Source organism: Bacillus sp. FSL M7-0003, from assembly GCF_038628485.1.
Lineage (GTDB): Bacteria > Bacillota > Bacilli > Bacillales > Bacillaceae > Bacillus > Bacillus safensis.
Genome location: NZ_CP152024.1, coordinates 3317964 through 3337746 on the forward strand (window position 1 = coordinate 3317964; position 19783 = coordinate 3337746).

Genomic DNA, 19783 nt, shown 5'->3' on the forward strand with positions numbered 1-19783 from the left:
ATAAAGACCTCCTTTTTTACTTTTGTACAGAAAAAGAGAAACGAAAGCATGAATCAATCGTTTCCCTTTTGTTCAGCAAGTTATTCGTGTAGTTTTAATGATTCTGCTGAAAAGATAGATCCCATTTCTTTACCTGTGCTTGCTTGGTAGTAATGGCCTTTACCAGCTTTGGCTACTTGCTTCAATTGACCTTCATAGCCATCGTTAAAGTCTAACCCGATCACATTTACAACAGTTGATCCTTTTGAGTTATGCAATTCTTTTGCTACTTTTACTGGATCTCCGCCACAAGTTTCTTCACCATCAGTGATTAAGTACACAATATGCTTTGTTCCTTCAGTAAGCTGCTCATCCGCTTGCTTTGCATTTTCAAGTGCACGTGCAATCGGTGTCCAGCCATTTGGCCCAAGTCCGTTTAAAGAGTTTTCAAAGCTGTCTTTTTCATAAGGCTGTACGCCGTAAACGCCTCTAATGACTTCACATGATTGAGCTTTACCTGAATTTTTGTTGTTTCCTTCAGAACCAAACAAGCTCATACGAATTTTAGCGTCTTTTGGAAGTGATTGAGCAAATTTAAATACCTCTTGTTTGGCGAGATCAAATTTGCGCTCTCCCTCAACTTTTCTTGCCATGCTTCCACTTGCATCAAGCAAGATTGTGACTCTTACATCTTTATTATGTTTTTTGACTGTAGATGCTTCTGCAAATACTGGTGAAGAGATTGACATAGATAATGTCAATACAGCTAAGGTTACGAGTGAGAATACTTTTTTCAACATAATTTTCCTTCCTCCTTATGTATTTAATTGAAACATCTTAATCGTAAAATATTCTGTCTTGGAATGGTATAGGACTCGGTCCCTTTTTCTCTTTCATCAAAATCACTAAAATTCTGTCAGATGTCTAGATATTTTCACCTAACAGACCCTTTATCCTCTCGATTTCTCCTCCTTTTGAGGGGCTTTGTATCGGCCATCAGTTCTTATCGGGACATAAATGTTTAAGTTTTCCTTCGGTGCGTCTTAAGTCGCAATTTGTCACATTCTGTTCAAACCTCTTTGACCACACAAAAAAAATGCCCCATTTCTGAGGCACCTTTGCTTTATTTTTTAGCCATATACGTGTTGAGAAAACGATCGGCTGATTCGATTTGAATTCCTTTATAATAATGTTTCACGATGGCATCTACTTTTTTTCCAGCCTGCGCCATATAATGCGCACCATATTGACTCATGCCTACACCATGACCATATCCTTTTGTTGTAATGACAATCTGCTCGCCCTGGCGTTCCCATGTGAAGTCCGCTGAATGAAGGCCTAGTGATTCTCGAATGTCTCGGCCTGACAGTGTTTTACCGTTGATCACAACTTTCGCTACTTGGTTTCCTGGTGTCCGTTCTACTATCTGTCCGACCTGAGCCTGCTGAGTGAGTGTCACGCCTAATTTTTGCTGAAATTCACTTACCGAGATGGTTTTCTTGTTTTGAAATTTTGGCGATTTTTCGTCCCATTTACTTGAGACACTTTTCAAATAAGGGATTTCGTTTTTCCAATAGGCTTCAGCATTTTCCGTTTTTCCATTACTTGTTGAAAAGAATGAAGCATCAATTGGTTTCTCGTCATAAGTCAGCACTTTTCCTTGTGTGCTGGCGACAGCTTCCGTGACCTTTTTTAATTTCCAATTGTACGCTTTCCCCCAAATTTTCTTGAGTTCTTGTTTGTTTTTGTACACCTGGAACATTTGGGTATCATCTACGAGCGAGCCCTTAGGTGATTTGACTGTCTTATCACTGATCATTTGTCTGACGATATACGTTCTTGCTGCGAGCGCTTGTGCCTTGAGTGCTTCCATTTCAAAATCAGCTGGCATTTCAGATGCTACGACACCGATCACATACTCTTCTAAGGGGATGTTTTCTACCTGCTGATGAGCAGAGCGATAGACGGGGATAGCGACGGGTGATTGCTTCAATTTGACTGAACCCTTCACTTCTTTTTTAACTGATGGTTCCGCTGCTACGTGCTGGCTGGCCGCCGGCTTCCCTTGGAATGTCGGCAACACAAGTAATGTTGGAATCATTAAAATGATGATACATATTCCTGCGATTGTCCATATCATTGGTTTCATATTTGGCTGCCCCCATTTGTCATTGAATCTCTTTTATCCTATGGGCAGGGACAAGCTAATATGACAGCTTCTTTCATTTAGTGGACAAGTCTTTTATGAAGGTATGAGGCTGTTCTTCAAATGGATTTTACTGTTCGTCTGTATGAATAAAATTTAAGATGGTTGGATACACTAATGATAAGCTTTGTGAAATGAGGCATTCTATGAATCTAAAAAAAATCAGCATGCCCAATGGACACACTGATTTCTTTATGATTACGCGTTCAGATCTGATACAACTTGTTCTTGTGTCACATCTGCTGATTCATCGTTTACTCTTTCGATATCTGCACCGATTGCTGCAAGCTTTTGGTGGAAGTTCACATAACCACGGTCAATATGCTTCAACTCTGTGACACGTGTATGACCTTCTGCCACTAATCCAGCAAGTACAAGTGCTGCTCCTGCTCTTAAATCAGTCGCTGCCACTTCAGCACCTTGAAGTTGAACCGGCCCATTGATAATGACAGAGCGACCCTCAATTTTAATATCGCCATTCATGCGGCGGAATTCTTCAGCATGCATAAAGCGGTTTTCAAACACCGTCTCTGTGATCATGCTTGTTCCGTTCGCACGAAGCAATAGCGCCATCATCTGAGATTGCATATCCGTTGGGAACCCAGGATGCGGCATTGTTTTTAGATCGATTGGCTTGAGCTCAGATGGTCCAATGACTCTTAAACCTTCTTCTTCTTCAATGATCTGAATACCCATTTCTTCCATTTTTGCAACAAGTGATGTCATGTGCTCTGGCACTGCGCCTTTTACAAGAACATTTCCTTCTGTAATGGCTGCTGCCACCATGAAAGTACCTGCTTCAATTCTGTCAGGGATGATGTTGTGTTTTGCACCGTGAAGTGTTTCCACACCTTCGATTTTGATTGTACCAGTACCAGCACCGCGAACCTTACCGCCCATGGCATTGATGTAGTTTGCTAAATCAACAATTTCAGGTTCTTTTGCTACGTTTTCTAAAATTGTTGTTCCTTCCGCTAATGCTGCTGCCATGATGATGTTTTCAGTTGCCCCTACACTTGGGAAATCCAAATAGATTTTTGCACCTTTTAAACGGCCTTTTACTTCAGCCTCGATGAAACCATTACCTACTTGAATTTTAGCTCCCATTGCTTCAAAGCCTTTTAAATGCTGATCAATTGGTCTTGAACCAATTGCACAGCCTCCAGGTAATGCAACTCTTGCATGACCTGTTCTTGCTAAAAGTGGTCCCATGACAAGCACGGATGCTCTCATTTTACGGACATACTCAAACGGAGCCTCAGTTTCTAGTGCATGAGATGCATCAACTGATACTTCGTTATTTTCAAAATGTACTTCTGCTCCTAAATGACGTAACACTTCATTGATTGTATATACATCGGAGAGCGTAGGTACATCACAAATTACGCTTTTTTCTGTACTTGCTAACAAAGATGCAGCGATAACTGGTAAAACGGCATTTTTTGCGCCTTCTACTTTAACTGTGCCGTTTAACTTTTGACCGCCGCGGACGATGATTTTTTCCAAGGTCTTCCCCTCCGCGTCCCAAATTCTCTATATTAATATTCAGTCGTTACGATTGGTGTGCCAACCGTAATCGTATGATTTTCGTTCATTTCCGAACTTCTGATGGCAATTTGAACATTCATTTTATCATTTGAAGTCATAATGAACTGTTCCCACTTATCTGTGTAAGCGGAAAGCGACACAAAATTAGACTCAACGAGATACTCAACTGGTTTTGCTTGAAATTCATTTGCTAACGTTTCAGCTTTTTTTTGCAAAACAACATCCATCATACCATTTACATGACCATCGAGACAAGTAAAAATTACAATTTTCTCTTGTAATATGCTTTTTGCATGACGTACGAACTGATCATATGTATGCTCCCAGGTATTCAGTGGGCGAGCACCTTTTTGCTCATATAATAAATACGACTTTTGATTTGATTTTGTGTCGGTCTTTACGAGTAAAATTTTCGATTCTGTATCATTTTTTTCATCTTTGTAAATTCCTGTGACTTTGGTGACATGTTGTTCTTTTTTTTCGGTCCACTCATACTGTCGTAGTTCGTCTTTCAAACGTTTCACTTTTTTTGAAAATTGTTCGGATGAAATATCTACATTTGTTTTGGCATGAAGGGTCCATCCATCGACTTCAATTTGCTGATTTTTCAAACCTTCTGCTATTTGAGTGAGCGGAGAAGATTCTTCCGCACGAACACCTTGAATCATTAGAACAAAAAAAAGAATAAACGCAAATAATGGCCAACCTTTCAAATACTTTCTCACCTGTCATTCCCCCTTGCTACAAGTGTTGCCGCAAGGAGGTCAATGCATACGTGGAAAAGTCAACAAAAGGCCAACCTTTTGACCCTTCATTTTATGTTCCCGCAGAAGGCCGTGACCAAACCTTTTATGTTAGAACATATAAGGAATTTGTCTGGAGAAATTTAAGTAATCAAGGAAGAAATTGCTGACCGCAGATGCGATGGCAATAGTAATGAGCATCATCAGCAGCCTTGCTTGAACGATTTTCCCTTTTTTAATGAGTGGATCAATATTTACAGCAAGCAGTGCCCACCATGTAACCGCGATAAAAAATAGGTGAATCACAATGCCCACGATTGCTTGTTGTCCTACGTCTTCCATACAGTTGAATCCTCCTTTTATTTATTTCTGTAAAGGAAAACTCCCTTTCATTATATCCTCGAAAATCGGAAAGATGAATCATTTGGAAAAAAGAGCTACATTTAGTGTAAATCCCCTCTTATCCTGATGCCAAGGAGATGATATACTGCGTGTGGAAGGAGCTGAACACATTGAAAGATTCTTTTCCTGACTTTGTTGATTTGTACGGAGAATTGGTTCCCTCATTTGATCATGAATGGGAGGCCATTGCTTTCTACTTTGATTATAGACAGACACAGCTAGAAGAATTAGCACAATTGTGTCATTTTCATAACATTTCTTTGGATTACTCTGAGGAAAGCCTGTATCAGTTAGAATCACTATACTTTGATGCATTGACCAAGCAGCTGTTCGCTGAGTGGAAAATGCCAATAGATGCATTAGAAGCGATGATGAGTGTGTATATAGGAGAGGTTGTCATCCGTCATCATTCAGATGCTGACTGGGTGGTGCGGCCTTATATGGATTCTCCGCACAAATATACGCTTGGCTTACGCAGAAACAATAAAACATGGCATTGTAGTACGCAATTTTGCGAGCACTTATATCTAGAAAAGCAAGCATCTCATCCTTATGTGTCGATGTATCAATCTCTCATGTCATCCTAAAAAAAATCCTTCTTATCACTGTGATAAGAAGGATTTTCTGTTTTATTTCCCTGCTACATTTAAACGGTTTAACGCCCGTTTTAATGCGAGTTCCGCCCGGCGTACATCACTTTCATTCGGGTGGTTCAAATGCTCTTCAGCACGCTGTTTCGCTGATTTAGCACGATCGACATCAACTTTGTCTGATGTTTCAGCGGCCTGAGCCAGAATTGTTACTTGTTCAGGGCGGACTTCAACAAATCCGCCACTTACTGCAACCAATTCAGTTGATCCACTATGTTTTAAGCGAACTGCACCGATTTTTAGCGGAGCAACCATTGGAACGTGGCCAGCTAAAATACCAAGCTCACCGCTTTCTGCTCTTACACTGACCATTTCCACATCCGCTTGATACACTGGGCCGTCGGGAGTAACGATATTGACTTGAACGGTCTTCATGCTTTTACCCTCCTAAGGACCAGATTAGGCCTCTACACCCATCTCTTTGGCTTTTTCAACCACTTCTTCAATGCGTCCAACTAAGCGGAATGCATCTTCTGGAAGGTGATCGTATTTACCAGATAAGATTTCCTTGAAGCCTTTAACAGTTTCTTTCAATGGCACATAAGAACCCTTTTGGCCAGTGAACTGCTCTGCTACGTGGAAGTTTTGAGATAGGAAGAATTGAACACGACGCGCTCTGTGTACCACAAGCTTATCGTCCTCAGATAATTCATCCATACCTAAAATGGCAATAATATCTTGCAGCTCTTTATAACGCTGTAATGTTTGCTGCACTTCACGCGCAATCGCATAATGCTCTTCGCCAACGATCTCAGGTGCAAGTGCACGAGATGTTGAAGCAAGAGGATCAACCGCTGGGTAAATACCCATTTCAGTCAGCTTACGCTCAAGGTTTGTCGTTGCATCAAGGTGAGCGAACGTCGTTGCAGGAGCTGGATCTGTATAGTCATCCGCAGGTACATAGATCGCTTGAATCGATGTAACCGATCCTACGTTTGTAGACGTGATACGTTCTTGCAGCTGACCCATTTCTGTTGCAAGTGTCGGCTGATAACCTACCGCTGAAGGCATACGTCCAAGAAGGGCTGATACTTCAGAACCTGCTTGTGTAAAGCGATAGATATTATCGATGAAGAACAATACGTCTTGACCTTGTTCATCACGGAAATGCTCTGCCATTGTCAAACCAGTTAGGGCAACACGCATACGTGCACCTGGCGGCTCGTTCATTTGACCGAAGACCATGGCTGTTTTTTCGATAACGCCAGAATCTTTCATTTCGTAGTAAAGGTCGTTTCCTTCACGTGTACGCTCTCCAACACCAGCGAATACAGAAATACCGCCGTGTTCTTGTGCGATGTTGTTGATCAATTCTTGAATCAGAACGGTTTTACCTACACCAGCTCCACCGAATAGACCGATCTTTCCACCTTTGATGTAAGGAGCAAGCAGGTCAACAACTTTGATACCTGTTTCAAGAATTTCAACTTCTGTAGAAAGTTGATCAAAAGAAGGCGCTTGTCTGTGGATTGGATCTCTTTGAGCTTCCACACCAAGTGGCTCATCTAAGTCAATGTTATCTCCCAGTACGTTGAATACACGTCCAAGTGTTACGTTACCAACTGGTACTGAAATTGGTTTTCCAAGGTCTACAGCTTCCATACCGCGCTTCACACCGTCTGTTGATGCCATCGCGATGGTTCTCACTGTATCATCACCTAAATGTAGTGCTACTTCTAAAGTTAAGTCGATATCAACTTCACTTTCGCTTTCCGCTTTATGCGAAACTTTGATCGCATTATAAATCTCAGGCAAGTGACCGTCTTCAAAACGAACGTCTACGACTGGTCCCATGATCTGACTGATGCGTCCTGTTTTCATTGCATTCCCTCCTGACAATTATTTCTATTCTAAGGCAGCTGCACCGCCGACAATTTCTGTAATCTCTTGTGTAATCGCTGCTTGACGAGCACGGTTGTAAGAGAGTGTCAGGCTGTCGATCAATTCTTTTGCGTTGTCTGTTGCACTCTTCATTGCTGTCATTCTTGCAGCATGTTCACTTGCTTTGCTGTCAAGAAGCGCACCGAAAATCAAACTCTCTGCATATTGAGGAAGGAGAACTTCAAGAATTTCTTCTTCAGAAGGCTCAAACTCATAAGATGCGGAACGTTTATTTGGTGTCGCTGCGGCCGAAAGGTCCGTTAGCGGCAATAATTTCTTCTCTGTTACTTCTTGTGAAATCGCACTGACAAAGTGGTTGTAGAACATGTAAAGTTCATCAAACGCTTCATCAGAGAACATTTGAACTGTACTGCTTGCTAATTCTTTAATATCAGCAAACGCTACTTCGTCTCCAAGCCCTGTTACTTCAGAAATAACTGGAATACCACGCTTTTTGAAGAAGTCGCGTCCGATTTTACCAATGACAATCACCGCATATTCATCAGCGGATTGATGACGAGATTGAATGGTTTGGTAAGCGGCACGCAAAATCGAGCTGTTAAAAGGTCCTGCAAGCCCTCGATCAGATGTAATGACGAGATACCCTGTTTTCTTGACAGGTCTTGAAAGAAGCATTGGGTGCTTAGCACTTGTTCCAGTTGCGATTGCAGCAACCACTTCCTGGATTTTCTCCATGTAAGGAACAAAAGACTTCGCATTGTTTTCAGCACGATTCAGTTTCGCAGCTGATACCATTTGCATCGCTTTTGTGATCTGACTCGATTTTTTCGTTGACGTGATCCTTGACTTTATATCGCGTAATGAGGCCAAAGATTTCACCACCTTTTTTCAGGAATCCGTGTTCATTTACGTGAAAAGAGAGAAAAAGAGAATCTTTTTCTCTCGGAAAGATTACTAATTAGTTGCTTGGTGCAAACGTACGTTTAAAGCCTTCGATTGCTGTCTTCCACTCTTCATCAGCAGGCATATTTCCTGTTTGAGAGATTGTGTCAAACAAGCCTTTATGGTTTTCTTCAATGTACAAGAATAACTCAGCTTCAAAACGTTTAACATCAGCAATGGCTACATCGTCTAAGTATCCTCTTGTTAGTGCGTAAAGAATCGCTACTTGTTTTTCAACTTTAAGCGGTTTGTTCAAGTCTTGTTTTAAGACTTCAACTGTTCTTGCACCACGGTTTAATTTCGCTTGAGTGGCTTGGTCTAGATCAGATCCAAACTGAGCGAATGCTTCAAGCTCACGATAAGAAGCAAGATCCAGACGAAGTGTACCTGCTACCTTTTTCATCGCTTTGATTTGTGCAGAACCACCTACACGGGATACAGACAATCCTGCGTTTACCGCTGGACGTACGCCTGAGAAGAAGAGGTCAGATTGTAAGAAAATCTGTCCATCTGTGATGGAAATAACGTTTGTTGGGATATATGCAGAGATATCGCCAGCCTGCGTTTCTACGAAAGGCAATGCTGTGATAGAACCGCCACCCTTTTCGTCACTAAGCTTCGCTGCACGTTCTAATAAACGAGAGTGAAGATAGAAAACATCACCAGGGAATGCCTCACGACCTGGAGGACGACGAAGCAATAATGAAAGCTCACGGTAAGCTGCCGCTTGTTTAGAAAGGTCATCATAGACAACAAGTACGTGCTTGCCGTTATACATGAATTCCTCACCCATCGTTACACCTGCATAAGGAGCAAGGTAAAGAAGTGGAGCCGGCTGTGATGCAGAAGCTGTGACAACGATTGTGTAGTCAAGCGCACCATGCTTACGAAGTGTTTCAACAACACCACGAACCGTAGATTCTTTTTGTCCGATAGCTACATAAATACAGATCATGTCTTGATCTTTTTGGTTTAGAATCGTATCGATTGCAACAGATGTTTTACCTGTTTGACGGTCACCAATGATCAATTCACGCTGTCCGCGGCCGATTGGAATCAAGGCATCAATTGCTTTAATTCCTGTTTGAAGCGGCTCATGTACAGATTTACGATCCATAACGCCAGGTGCTTCACTTTCGATTGGACGTGTTTTGCTTGTTAAGATTGGACCTAGTCCATCAACAGGCTGACCAAGCGGGTTCACAATACGACCGATTAACTCTTCACCTACTGGAACCTCCATGATACGACCTGTACGTTTTACATCGTCACCTTCGCGGATATCTTTGTAAGGTCCTAAAATAACGATACCTACGTTAGACTCCTCAAGGTTTTGAGCCATACCCATTACACCGTTAGAGAACTCAACCAGCTCTCCTGCCATAATGTTGTCAAGGCCATGTACACGCGCGATACCGTCCCCTACTTGAATGACTGTACCGACATCTTTTACTTCAATTTCTGATTGATAGTTTTGGATTTGCTGCTTTATCAGCGCGCTAATCTCTTCAGCTTTGATACTCACTAAGGTTTCACCCCTTCTAACGATTTTCGCCTGCAAGCTGACGTTCAATGCGGGAAAGCTTTCCGCTGACACTGCCGTCATAAATGCGGTTTCCGATACGGATTTTCACTCCGCCTATTAGATCCTTGTCAATCACATTTTCAACACGCAGTGATGTGACTCCGGCTTTTTTGGCAAATACTTCAGATAAAGATTGAATTTCAGCACCGCTCAGCGGTTTCACTGAATACACGACCGCATCGTCTATTTGTTTCGTACGGTTTGCAAGTTTCACAAACTCAGACGTCATTTCAGAGAAAATATTCGTGCGTCCGCGGTCAATCAGTAAATACATTGTGTGCAATACATAAGTAGAAACACCTTTGAAAGCTTCAGCAATCAACTGTTTCTTTTTGTCTGCTGTAATCTTTGGATGAACAAGGAAGTCATTGAGTTCTTGATCAGCCTTTAGAACTTTTTTGATCTCATTCAGCTCTTTTTCAGTTTCGTCTACTGCCGAAGAAGCAAGAACGATGTCAAAAAGAGCAGAAGCGTAACGCTTAGAGACAATAGTTACGCTCATCGGCTTTCGCCTGCCTCTTTAAGGTACTCTTGAATCAATTTCTCTTGTGCCTGCTCATCAAGTTCTTTTTCAATCACTTTAGATGCAATCAGCACAGATAGTGATGCAACCTGCTCGCGCAGTGCAGCCACAGCTTGTTCTTTTTCTTTCACGATTTCAGTTCTAGCAGACTCTTTCAAGCGTTCTGATTCTTGACGTGCTGCTTGAATGATCTCTTCTTTTTGTTTCTCACCAATCTTTTTCGCATTTTCGATGAGTGTATGTGATTCTTCGCGTGCTTCTTTCAATAAGACACGTTGTTCTTCAAGAAGCTTTTCAGCTTGAACGTGCTTTTGTTCAGCACTTGAAATTTCATTTCCTATATAATCTTCACGCTGCTTCATAATACCTAATAAAGGTTTAAGCGCAAATTTCTTTAAAAGTGCAAGCAAGATGAGCATAGCGATAAGCTGGAATAACATATCACCGGCGTTGAAACTTAAGCCCCCTGCTCCTAAAACCACTGGTAACTGAGACATTTAGTACGGCAACTCCCTTCTTTAAATAATATGTTAAGAAACAAAACATAAAGGAATGGCGAAGTTTCGAACTAATCTGATCTTCGCCATTAAAATTCATATTAGAACGCTTCTCACATATTAACCAAAGAATGCCAAGAATGCGATAACGACAGCGATAATTGGAAGTGCCTCAACTAAAGCGACCCCGATGAACATAAGTGTTCTTAGTTCTCTACCAGCTTCTGGCTGACGAGCGATTCCTTCAACTGTTTTAGATACGATTAGACCGTTACCAATACCTGCTCCTAGTGCTCCTAAACCGATTGCAATTGCTGCTGCTATTAAATTCATTAAAAAGCTCCTCCTTTAAAATAACGTCCTTTTTGGACTCTCAATTTTTTAGTGTTCGTCGCTGACTTTATGGGAAATGTACACCATTGTCAGCATGGTGAAGATAAATGCCTGGATTGTTCCGACAAACAAACTGAATGCCTGCCATACAATCATCGGCACGATGGCACCTAATGTACCAACGATACCAAGCGCAATATTTTGCGTGTAGAAATTGGTCGCAAGTCCTGCAAGTAACCCAAGAAGAATCTCTCCAGCGAAAATATTTCCGTAAAGACGCAAACCAAGTGTTAGCGTGTTTGCAAATTCTTCAATAAGTTTCAATGGTACTAAAAGTGGAATTGGTCTAAAGTAGTCTTTCGTATATTCCTTGACTCCTTTTGCCTTGACACCGTAGAAGTGTGTAAGTCCCATGACCATAATTGCTAGTGTCATTGTGATTGCAGGATCAGCAGTTGGTGATTTCCACCACAAGTTGTGATCGACCGTAATCGAGAATGGCAGTCCAAGCATGTTTGAAACAAATATGTACATGAGTAATGTAACGCCAAGCGCTAGAAATGGGGCTCCTGTTTTCATGTCCATCGAACTACCTATGATATTTCGAACAAAATCAACGATCCATTCCATGAAGTTCTGCGCCTTAGTCGGACGAATAGACAGAACACGAGTAGTCAGCACCGCTATGAGAAGAACGATGATACTAGCAATCGTAATCATGAGAACATTGGATAAGTTGAACGTTAACCCTAAAAATTCTGTAGTTTTTGAACTGTGACCCAAAGAGTATTCACCTCTCTTCCATAGTAGAACGTTTAAGTTGAATGAAGGAATCTATCATAATGACAGGATATATTGTCATTAATCCTATAACAACACCTGCCAGATGAACTTCATTAGGGTAACGCCAAGCAATCGCTACTGCGAGAATCGCGTTGGCCCACCTGGCTGTACTTCCCATTGAACGAATGGATTTTCCTTTTTTAACCGCTCGATCAAAAGCGTGCATTCTCCGTATAAGTAGGAATAAATTAAAGAAAGCAAAAATTGTGCCGATAATGAAACCAAGAAACAGTGGTTTAAAACCAGGCATGGCATAGCCAAACACAAAAATTGCCAATAGATAGAACATGTATTTACTCTGTCTGCGGAAAATCGCGTTTGGATCGTTCATTCATCTGACTCCCGATGAAAAGTATTGTAAAAAAGGTGATAAATGGTGATGAAAACTGCGTAGAAGACGCTGATGATAAGCCGTCCTATTCGAAAAAAATCAATCACCCATCGGTCTAATTGCACAATCAGACTTGAAATCTTTAGATCTATGGGATGCTGCTTCATTCGTTGATACAAACCCTGATTATTAAAGGGTTCACAATGAGGATTAGTAGAGTGCTATAGGCTATGAAAACCTTACCATAATACCCTCGTTTAGCATACAATAGCGTCTATGATGTGTCAATCGGTTGAAAGTTAAAAAACTTTTCTATAGTGATAGAGCACACAAAATGTTCACAATTTCATCAAACTTTAGGAGAGATGTGACATTCATTGAAAAAAACAGCCAATGTTCAGTATACATTGATTTTTCTAAGAACGGTATCAACCGTTTGTCATATATTTCAAAAAGCCCACATGCACGTTTGCATGTGGGCTTTTATTAAGACTTTCTTATTTCGTTCCGTACATACGGTCACCAGCATCACCAAGACCTGGGATGATGTAACCTTTTTCGTTTAGTTTCTCATCTAATGCTGCAATGTAGATATCAACATCTGGATGATGCTTTTGCATTTCTTCTACACCTTCAGGGGCAGCAATCAGACACATAAAGCGAATGTTTTTCGCACCACGTTTTTTCAAGCTGTTTAACGCTTCGACTGCTGAACCGCCAGTTGCAAGCATTGGGTCTACTACGATAAATTCACGTTCTTCCACATCTGATGGAAGCTTCACATAATATTCAACAGGCTTTAATGTTTTCGGATCGCGGTATAAACCGACATGTCCCACTTTAGCAGCTGGAATGAGTTTCAAAATCCCGTCTACCATTCCAAGACCTGCTCTTAAAATTGGCACAACCCCGAGTTTCTTCCCTGAGATCACGTTTGATTTCGCTACTTGTACAGGTGTTTCTACATCTACCTCTTCAAGCGGTAAGTCTCTTGTGATTTCAAATGCCATTAATGTTGCGACTTCATCCACTAGCTCTCTAAATTCTTTAGTTCCTGTATGAACGTCACGAATATATGTAAGTTTGTGCTGAATAAGCGGGTGATCAAATACATAAACCTTTGCCATTGCTTGCTACAACTCCTTTTCTGTCATCTTCCGGTGAACTTTGCACACTTCCTACAATTCTACATAAAAAGACATCATCTTTCAATATGATTCGCAAATCCTACAAAAAAAACCCACATGCCAAAAATAGGCAAATGGGTCTGTTTTTTAATAATCTAATTCGTTATATAGAGGGAAACGGGCCGTAAGATCAGATACACGCTTTTTCGACTCTTCTAATTTCGCTTCATCTTCATGATGTTTTAGCGCAAGTGCAATAATGGAACCGACTTCTTTCATCGCTTCTTGATCAAAACCGCGGCTTGTTACTGCTGCTGTACCTACACGTACACCGCTTGTGACAAATGGTTTCTCTGGATCATAAGGAATTGCATTTTTGTTCACTGTAATACCGATTTCATCAAGAACGTTTTCTGCAATTTTTCCTGTGATGCCAAGAGAACGCAAGTCGATGAGAACAAGATGGTTATCTGTTCCGCCAGATACAAGCTGAATATCTTCAGATAAAAGTGTTTCAGCTAGTTGTTTTGCATTATCAATGACGTTTTGTGCATATGTTTTGAAATCTCCGTTCAATACTTCACCGAAAGAAACAGCTTTTGCAGAGATGACATGCATCAGTGGTCCACCTTGAATACCAGGGAAGATCGATTTGTCGATCTTTTTACCAAACTCTTCACGGCATAGGATCATTCCGCCGCGAGGTCCGCGTAATGTTTTGTGAGTTGTTGTTGTCACAAAATCTGCGTAAGGAACTGGATTTGGATGAAGACCTGCTGCAACAAGACCAGCAATGTGAGCCATGTCGACCATAAAGTAAGCACCGACTTCATCAGCAATCTCACGGAACTTTTTGAAATCAATTTGGCGTGGGTATGCACTTGCACCCGCAACGATGAGTTTCGGCTTATGTTCACGTGCTTTTTCAAGTACATCTTGATAGTCGATATGCTGAGTTTCTTTATCTACACCATATTCTACAAAGTTGTACTGTACACCACTAAAGTTTACAGGGCTTCCATGTGTTAAATGCCCGCCATGTGATAAGTTCATGCCCAGTACTGTATCGCCATGCTCAAGAATTGTAAAGTATACGGCCATGTTCGCTTGAGCACCTGAGTGAGGCTGTACGTTCACATACTCAGCGCCAAAAATTTCTTTTGCGCGGTCACGTGCGATATCTTCCACAACGTCTACATGTTCACAGCCGCCATAGTAGCGTTTACCAGGATAACCCTCAGCGTATTTGTTTGTTAATACAGAGCCCTGTGCTTCCATGACTGCTTCGCTTACGAAGTTTTCTGATGCAATTAATTCGATTTTGTCCTGCTGGCGTTTCCGCTCTAGTTGAATTGCTTTGAATACTTGTGCGTCTTGCTCAGGTAAATGTTTCATCAGCGAAATCCTCTCCAATCTATTTCCATTCGATGTTTTCACCATCTCATTGTACACGGTTTTTGAGTAAAATGTAAAAGTTTTTTTTGGAAAATCGACTTCTTTTTTATGAAAACCCGAATGTTCAAGTAGTAAAGCGTCTTCATCATTCAACATTATATTAGAAATATATCGAAGCTATGATCTTGTATAAACGGCTCGTTCTCCGCCAATCAGCTTCGGACGCGTTTTCGCAAAAGTCACATGTGCATGTCCTAATCGATGACGACTGAGGCGGACAGGTACAGCGACTCTCTTTAAGTGCATCCCAATTAACGTATCGCCGATATCAATTCCAGCATGTGCCTCAATGCATTCAACCAATACAGGATGTTCCATTTGCTGATACGCATGAGCCGCCATCGAACCACCCGCTTTACGGACAGGTACTGCAGCTACGATCTCCAGGTTAAAACGGAAAGCCACTTCTTCTTCAACAACAAGGGCACGATTTAGATGTTCACAGCATTGAAAGGCGAGCTCAATGCCGGTCTCTCGTCTTAACTGATCCAATTCTTGATAGATAGAGGCGGCAATTTGCTCACTTCCTGCAGTACCAATATGCTCACCAGCCACTTCTGACGTACTGCAGCCAATGACTAAGATTTGCCCGGCACGCAATTCAACTGTTTGATGAAACTCTTTTAACATTTCAAGCCAATCTTGACCAATGTTCATGTTAAGCGCTCCTTATAGGTGCTTTTCTTCGTAATCAGCAATTTTGCCAATCCGCACAGCATGGCGTCCTGCTGTAAACTCTGTCGTCAGCCAAATGTGCGCAATCTCACGTGCTAATCCTGGTCCAATCACTCGCTCTCCCATTGCAAGAACGTTCGTATCATTATGTTCTCTCGTTGCTTTCGCACTAAATGTATCATGAGCCAATGCACAGCGAATTCCTTTTACTTTATTTGCTGAGATGCTCATGCCGATGCCTGTCCCACAAATTAAAATGCCGCGGTCGACTTCTCCGTTTGCCACCATATTGGCTACAGGGAAAGCATAATCTGGGTAGTCTACAGAACCTGATCCGCATTCACAACCCATATCAATGTATTCAATCTTCAATTCATCCATCAGTTGTTTGATTTCTTCACGAATATTCGTTCCGCCGTGATCGGATGCAATGGCTACTTTCATCGGGCAATTCCTCCTAAGGGTGAGTTGTTCTGTTATGTCTTACATTCATTCTTTATTCACAGTTATATTTTAACCTCTGCCTAGTGATTTGCAAACAATAGCAGAAAAACCGTTGAGGCAACGGTTTTACAAGTTATCTATTATGATGATCTTTTTTCAGCTTCTCAGCGAGCTGATACAGCAAGGCTTCTAGTTCATCTCGAGTTTCCTGATAAACAGAAAGACTTCCTCCAAACGGATCGGATACATCGCCTTCTGTTCCTGTCGCAAATTCCTTTAAAGTGAAGACCTTGCCTTTTGCATGCGCATATTGCTCTGCAATCAACTGTTTATGCTGCATCGTCATCGTGAAGACGTAATGAGCTTCGCGCAGAAGATCCTCTGTCAATTTTGATGATGAGTGATTCAGTGGAATGCTTTTCTCAAATAATGCTTCGATCGCTTGAGGAGAAGCCTTCCCTTCATCGGAGGCAAAAATGCCCGCTGATTTTACAGTGACCTCTAAACCTTTTTCATCTGCAATGGAAGCAAAAAGGGCTTGAGCCATTGGACTTCTGCATGTATTTCCCGTACAAACAAATAAGATTTTCATCTTTCGCCCTCCTTTTCTTCTATTATATAGCATTTCATTCTACATGTTATGTAAGGAGACTGGCTAGAGCGGAAATAATAATTTGATTCCAAAGGCTAGTAAAATGATTCCGCCAAGCGCGCCGCTATATGAACCAACCCATGACCGAACCTGTTTACCGAGTAATAATCCGAGCCATGTGAGGAGCATACTAAAAAAACCAAACAATAAAATAGTCATCCACACCTGGGAACCGTAAATCCCGAGACTTAAACCAACGGAGAAGCTGTCTAGGCTTACACTTGTCGCAAAAAGAACGAGACCAGCCCCAACAGGTGCGATAAAGGGCTTATCCTCTTTGCGGATAGAAGCAACGATCATTTGCAGTCCCAGCACCAAAAGCAGCGCCCCGCCGATATAGGTGGCAAGAAGACCGAGCCATCCAGATAAGAGCTGACCTGTCAGCATGCCAAAAAGCGGCATAAACATATGAAATATCCCAATGACAAGTCCAATATAAATGATCTGGCGGAACCTCAGCTGAATCATCCCCATACCAAGTCCAACCGAAAAAGCATCCATACCAAGTGCAAAAGCCATGATGCTGAGTGTCAGCAATTCGCCAGCTAGTTCGTTCATGTAAATCCCCCTTGGACACACATTCTCCTTTAACCTATGTTTGTCCAAGAAAGGTTAGAACTATTGGAACGAAGGGAGTGTACGCCCTCCTGCGGCTTTTTGCAGACGGTTCATAATGGCAGAACCAACTCCCTGCTCTGAAAAGGCTTCTGATATAATCAAGTCTACATCCGTTTCATCAAATTGTCTCAGTACACGATAGAGGTTTGCAGCAACCGTTTCAGGTTTTTCTCTATATCCACAGCTGTACACAACATCTGCCGCAAACAGCGATTTCTTTTCTTCTGTTGTCAGCACTCCGACTTTTAGCCCTTCAGCTTTGTATTTCTGTATGTGACGCTGCATGTCTTCATCACTTCCATGAAAGATATACATCTTGGCTTCAGGTGCATAATGTGTGTATTTCATTCCCGGCGATACAGGCGCTTCGTCCTTTTTTGTCAGCCCTGGGTCCACACTCACCGTCCCCACGACCTCTTCTAATGCTTCTTTTGTAATTCCGCCTGGTCTTAAAATCACTGGAGTCTCACCGATACAGGATACAACCGTTGACTCAACGCCAATACCAGTTGAACCGCCATCCACAATCCCAGCGATTCTCCCTTCGAGATCACTCGCTACATGGTCTGCTTGTGTTGGTGAAGGTTTTCCCGAAAGATTGGCACTTGGTGCAGCAATTGGCAGACCCGCTGCTCGGATGAGCTCAAGCGCAATGGGATGGTCAGGCATTCTCACACCTACTGTGGATAAACCTGCTGTAACCTGCTTTGATAAAGTGCCTGGCTTACACGGAAGAACGATGGTTAAGGCGCCCGGCCAAAAGGCATCCATCAGCGCCTTCGCTTTTTCGCTTTCTATTTGTGCAAATTCGTGAAGCTGCTGAACCTCCGCAATGTGAACAATCAACGGATTATCACTGGGACGCCCTTTCGCTTCATAAATTTTCATAACGGCTTCTGTCTCTTTCGCATTTGCCCCGAGTCCGTAAACGGTCTCTGTCGGGAAAGCAACCACTTCATTTTGCTGCAGCAGATCGGCCGCCTGTTTAATTTGTGGATAGTATGTGGATAAATCCTTTTCTAAATCCACAGACCACCTTTTTGTATTTAACATCATACAAACTCCTTTTAAAAAAGATAAAACTGTTGATATGTCTCAATTATCCTTTTGAAAGTATAAAAGATGATGATCAATAAAACAAGCGTTGTCCACAATTTGTGGATAACGCTTGTTTTGTAGTGGATAAGTATGTGTATAAGTCCATCATTTTGTGATTAACTGCCTTTTTTTTGCAGGACCACAGCCTGTTCTTTCCCCAATGTCTCTTTTGCATGTGCAGAGCTCCATATGCTTTCTGGAATTTCCTTTAAAGGTGTAAAGCCCATTAATGCCAAAAAATCATGGGAAGAGGAATGGTTTGCGACAACATAAAAAGTATCCACACCCATTTTTTCACCCAGCGTTTGAACACTTTGGAACAAAGAGACAATGTGTCCCTGACCGAGCTTATCTGATATGACAAGAGACCGCAGCAATCCCTCTTGTTCATTGAGCTTTTCAAGACCTAAGCAGCCTGCCAGCTGACCATCCGCATCTTCCATCACTACAAATGCCGTTCGCTCCGCAAGTGTTACTCCGCCTTTTGCTTGTCCCTTTTCAAGAAAAGCATTGATCGCCGGGACATCTTCTTCTCTGGCTATTCTTAATTGATAATACATGCTTTCACCTCTTTTTGATCTCTTACTTCAACTCTATGAGGCAAAAACCGATTTATACCTTTTTTAAGAGAAAAGACTAGAGACCCATTCGAACAAAAAGAACTTCACTTCACCTGTCTCTTCTTCCTCTTCTTTCACCACTTCATTAACAGACTCTTTCTTTTGCTGCGCTGTCACTTGTTTATCATCATCCCCTTCTGGTGAGGCGATGGCTTCTCCGTTTGAAAAATCGATAAAGCAGAGCGGCGGAAATAACACACACCACCAGTTGGCTCCGTCTCCTTCTCCAAGCGTAATTAAAATGGCTTCATATTTCCCAGCAGGGTAGACGAAATTTCCATAGAGCTTTGTTGGAAATGAAGCTTTTTGAAAACTGACCGATACGGATTGATCTATGTGCTGTTCCTTCAATTTCGCTTTAGCAATACGATTGATTTCTGGCAGCTTTGATCGAATGACACGTCTTGCTTCTTCAATGGATGTGAGGTCTTTCACCCACTCCGTCATACTCGCATTGACCTCGTCACGAATACTTCTTTTCACATCCTGATCCGCTGAACGATCACTATTTGCTAAAATGCGTAATCGAATCGCTTCATCTGGTATGACAACAGGCTGATTTGCAGAAGCAGCCGCTGTCTCCTCTCTGCCAAGGTTTGCAAAAGCACCGCATAATAATAGAAACATATAAAGACAAATCATCGTTTTACTTTTCAACATTGTGTGTTCC

The 19783-nt window shown here is 41.9% G+C and carries 24 protein-coding genes; 1 reads left to right on the plus strand and 23 read right to left on the minus strand.

Translation table 11 applies throughout. The features are described from left to right. Window positions 1–80: 80 nt before the first annotated feature. From MHI23_RS17025 to MHI23_RS17045, 5 genes are all read right to left on the minus strand, one after another. Complete coding sequence (locus MHI23_RS17025; RefSeq protein ID WP_125585867.1) at window positions 81–779, minus strand: VWA domain-containing protein; 699 nt, start codon at window positions 777–779, stop codon at window positions 81–83. 323 nt (window positions 780–1102) lie between these two features. After that, window positions 1103–2128: a stage II sporulation protein D gene (gene spoIID / locus MHI23_RS17030; RefSeq protein ID WP_125585865.1), complete on the minus strand. Its 1026-nt coding sequence runs from the start codon at window positions 2126–2128 to the stop codon at window positions 1103–1105. A gap of 255 nt (window positions 2129–2383) precedes the next feature. Continuing rightward, window positions 2384–3691, minus strand: a complete 1308-nt coding sequence (gene murA / locus MHI23_RS17035; RefSeq protein ID WP_024423722.1) for a UDP-N-acetylglucosamine 1-carboxyvinyltransferase — start codon at window positions 3689–3691, stop codon at window positions 2384–2386. Between the two features lie 32 nt (window positions 3692–3723). Next, window positions 3724–4458 carry a YwmB family TATA-box binding protein gene (locus tag MHI23_RS17040; protein WP_047202548.1) on the minus strand — a complete coding sequence of 245 codons (735 nt, stop codon included), beginning with the start codon at window positions 4456–4458 and terminating at the stop codon, window positions 3724–3726. 129 nt (window positions 4459–4587) lie between these two features. Then, a complete protein-coding gene (locus MHI23_RS17045) occupies window positions 4588–4818 on the minus strand; it encodes a DUF1146 family protein (RefSeq protein ID WP_024423724.1) in 231 nt (76 codons plus the stop codon). 170 nt (window positions 4819–4988) lie between these two features. Here MHI23_RS17045 and MHI23_RS17050 point away from each other — a divergent pair, with 170 nt between their 5' ends. Further along, on the plus strand, window positions 4989–5465 hold the full coding sequence (locus tag MHI23_RS17050) for a hypothetical protein (RefSeq protein WP_024426339.1): 477 nt from the start codon (window positions 4989–4991) through the stop codon (window positions 5463–5465). 42 nt (window positions 5466–5507) lie between these two features. Here the strand turns inward: MHI23_RS17050 and MHI23_RS17055 are convergent, their stop codons facing one another. From MHI23_RS17055 to spoIIR, 18 genes are all read right to left on the minus strand, one after another. After that, entirely contained in the window at window positions 5508–5903 is a 396-nt protein-coding gene (locus MHI23_RS17055; RefSeq protein ID WP_003214592.1) for a F0F1 ATP synthase subunit epsilon, read from the minus strand. A gap of 24 nt (window positions 5904–5927) precedes the next feature. Continuing rightward, on the minus strand, window positions 5928–7349 hold the full coding sequence (gene atpD / locus MHI23_RS17060; protein ID WP_008354929.1) for a F0F1 ATP synthase subunit beta: 1422 nt from the start codon (window positions 7347–7349) through the stop codon (window positions 5928–5930). Window positions 7350–7373: 24 nt separating this feature from the next. Further along, window positions 7374–8240: a F0F1 ATP synthase subunit gamma gene (locus MHI23_RS17065; RefSeq protein WP_024423727.1), complete on the minus strand. Its 867-nt coding sequence runs from the start codon at window positions 8238–8240 to the stop codon at window positions 7374–7376. Between the two features lie 88 nt (window positions 8241–8328). Then, on the minus strand, window positions 8329–9837 hold the full coding sequence (gene atpA / locus MHI23_RS17070; protein WP_024423728.1) for a F0F1 ATP synthase subunit alpha: 1509 nt from the start codon (window positions 9835–9837) through the stop codon (window positions 8329–8331). Between the two features lie 16 nt (window positions 9838–9853). Then, window positions 9854–10399 carry a F0F1 ATP synthase subunit delta gene (locus MHI23_RS17075; protein WP_024426340.1) on the minus strand — a complete coding sequence of 182 codons (546 nt, stop codon included), beginning with the start codon at window positions 10397–10399 and terminating at the stop codon, window positions 9854–9856. Then, complete coding sequence (gene atpF, locus MHI23_RS17080) at window positions 10396–10917, minus strand: F0F1 ATP synthase subunit B (protein ID WP_008354935.1); 522 nt, start codon at window positions 10915–10917, stop codon at window positions 10396–10398. The genes MHI23_RS17075 and atpF overlap by 4 nt, the downstream gene beginning before the upstream one ends. Window positions 10918–11037: 120 nt before the next feature. After that, window positions 11038–11250, minus strand: coding sequence for a F0F1 ATP synthase subunit C (gene atpE / locus MHI23_RS17085; RefSeq protein WP_003214968.1), 213 nt, complete (start codon window positions 11248–11250; stop codon window positions 11038–11040). 48 nt (window positions 11251–11298) lie between these two features. Further along, window positions 11299–12033, minus strand: a complete 735-nt coding sequence (gene atpB / locus MHI23_RS17090) for a F0F1 ATP synthase subunit A (protein ID WP_024426341.1) — start codon at window positions 12031–12033, stop codon at window positions 11299–11301. A 7-nt stretch (window positions 12034–12040) separates the two neighbouring features. Next, entirely contained in the window at window positions 12041–12424 is a 384-nt protein-coding gene (locus tag MHI23_RS17095) for an ATP synthase subunit I (RefSeq protein ID WP_024423731.1), read from the minus strand. Window positions 12425–12921: 497 nt separating this feature from the next. Continuing rightward, window positions 12922–13551, minus strand: a complete 630-nt coding sequence (gene upp / locus MHI23_RS17100) for a uracil phosphoribosyltransferase (RefSeq protein ID WP_003214553.1) — start codon at window positions 13549–13551, stop codon at window positions 12922–12924. A 147-nt stretch (window positions 13552–13698) separates the two neighbouring features. Continuing rightward, window positions 13699–14946 carry a serine hydroxymethyltransferase gene (gene glyA / locus MHI23_RS17105; protein ID WP_342492118.1) on the minus strand — a complete coding sequence of 416 codons (1248 nt, stop codon included), beginning with the start codon at window positions 14944–14946 and terminating at the stop codon, window positions 13699–13701. Between the two features lie 177 nt (window positions 14947–15123). Continuing rightward, the gene (locus tag MHI23_RS17110; protein ID WP_024423733.1) at window positions 15124–15663 is read right to left on the minus strand and encodes a TIGR01440 family protein; all 540 of its coding nucleotides are present in this window, start codon (window positions 15661–15663) and stop codon (window positions 15124–15126) included. A gap of 12 nt (window positions 15664–15675) precedes the next feature. Then, window positions 15676–16125 (minus strand): ribose 5-phosphate isomerase B, encoded by a 450-nt coding sequence (gene rpiB, locus MHI23_RS17115; protein ID WP_003214714.1) that lies wholly within the window; start codon window positions 16123–16125, stop codon window positions 15676–15678. 133 nt (window positions 16126–16258) lie between these two features. After that, the gene (locus MHI23_RS17120) at window positions 16259–16717 is read right to left on the minus strand and encodes a low molecular weight protein arginine phosphatase (RefSeq protein ID WP_024423734.1); all 459 of its coding nucleotides are present in this window, start codon (window positions 16715–16717) and stop codon (window positions 16259–16261) included. A gap of 63 nt (window positions 16718–16780) precedes the next feature. After that, complete coding sequence (locus tag MHI23_RS17125; protein WP_024423735.1) at window positions 16781–17335, minus strand: manganese efflux pump; 555 nt, start codon at window positions 17333–17335, stop codon at window positions 16781–16783. Window positions 17336–17395: 60 nt separating this feature from the next. Next, a complete protein-coding gene (locus tag MHI23_RS17130) occupies window positions 17396–18448 on the minus strand; it encodes an L-threonylcarbamoyladenylate synthase (RefSeq protein ID WP_125585861.1) in 1053 nt (350 codons plus the stop codon). A gap of 161 nt (window positions 18449–18609) precedes the next feature. After that, window positions 18610–19053 carry a general stress acyl- n-acyltransferase gene (locus MHI23_RS17135; protein ID WP_125585859.1) on the minus strand — a complete coding sequence of 148 codons (444 nt, stop codon included), beginning with the start codon at window positions 19051–19053 and terminating at the stop codon, window positions 18610–18612. 63 nt (window positions 19054–19116) lie between these two features. Beyond that, window positions 19117–19773 carry a stage II sporulation protein R gene (gene spoIIR, locus MHI23_RS17140; RefSeq protein WP_125585857.1) on the minus strand — a complete coding sequence of 219 codons (657 nt, stop codon included), beginning with the start codon at window positions 19771–19773 and terminating at the stop codon, window positions 19117–19119. Window positions 19774–19783: the final 10 nt, after the last annotated feature.

Coding starts and splice junctions, on each gene's coding strand:
- MHI23_RS17025 (WP_125585867.1), bottom strand. CDS start 779: ATGTTGAAAAAAGTATTCTCACTCGTAACCTTAGCTGTATTGACATTA.
- spoIID (WP_125585865.1), bottom strand. CDS start 2,128: ATGAAACCAATGATATGGACAATCGCAGGAATATGTATCATCATTTTA.
- MHI23_RS17045 (WP_024423724.1), bottom strand. CDS start 4,818: ATGGAAGACGTAGGACAACAAGCAATCGTGGGCATTGTGATTCACCTA.
- MHI23_RS17055 (WP_003214592.1), bottom strand. CDS start 5,903: ATGAAGACCGTTCAAGTCAATATCGTTACTCCCGACGGCCCAGTGTAT.
- atpD (WP_008354929.1), bottom strand. CDS start 7,349: ATGAAAACAGGACGCATCAGTCAGATCATGGGACCAGTCGTAGACGTT.
- MHI23_RS17075 (WP_024426340.1), bottom strand. CDS start 10,399: ATGAGCGTAACTATTGTCTCTAAGCGTTACGCTTCTGCTCTTTTTGAC.
- atpF (WP_008354935.1), bottom strand. CDS start 10,917: ATGTCTCAGTTACCAGTGGTTTTAGGAGCAGGGGGCTTAAGTTTCAAC.
- atpE (WP_003214968.1), bottom strand. CDS start 11,250: ATGAATTTAATAGCAGCAGCAATTGCAATCGGTTTAGGAGCACTAGGA.
- MHI23_RS17095 (WP_024423731.1), bottom strand. CDS start 12,424: ATGAACGATCCAAACGCGATTTTCCGCAGACAGAGTAAATACATGTTC.
- upp (WP_003214553.1), bottom strand. CDS start 13,551: ATGGCAAAGGTTTATGTATTTGATCACCCGCTTATTCAGCACAAACTT.
- glyA (WP_342492118.1), bottom strand. CDS start 14,946: ATGAAACATTTACCTGAGCAAGACGCACAAGTATTCAAAGCAATTCAA.
- MHI23_RS17110 (WP_024423733.1), bottom strand. CDS start 15,663: ATGAACATTGGTCAAGATTGGCTTGAAATGTTAAAAGAGTTTCATCAA.
- rpiB (WP_003214714.1), bottom strand. CDS start 16,125: ATGAAAGTAGCCATTGCATCCGATCACGGCGGAACGAATATTCGTGAA.
- MHI23_RS17120 (WP_024423734.1), bottom strand. CDS start 16,717: ATGAAAATCTTATTTGTTTGTACGGGAAATACATGCAGAAGTCCAATG.
- MHI23_RS17125 (WP_024423735.1), bottom strand. CDS start 17,335: ATGAACGAACTAGCTGGCGAATTGCTGACACTCAGCATCATGGCTTTT.
- MHI23_RS17130 (WP_125585861.1), bottom strand. CDS start 18,448: ATGTTAAATACAAAAAGGTGGTCTGTGGATTTAGAAAAGGATTTATCC.
- MHI23_RS17135 (WP_125585859.1), bottom strand. CDS start 19,053: ATGTATTATCAATTAAGAATAGCCAGAGAAGAAGATGTCCCGGCGATC.
- spoIIR (WP_125585857.1), bottom strand. CDS start 19,773: ATGTTGAAAAGTAAAACGATGATTTGTCTTTATATGTTTCTATTATTA.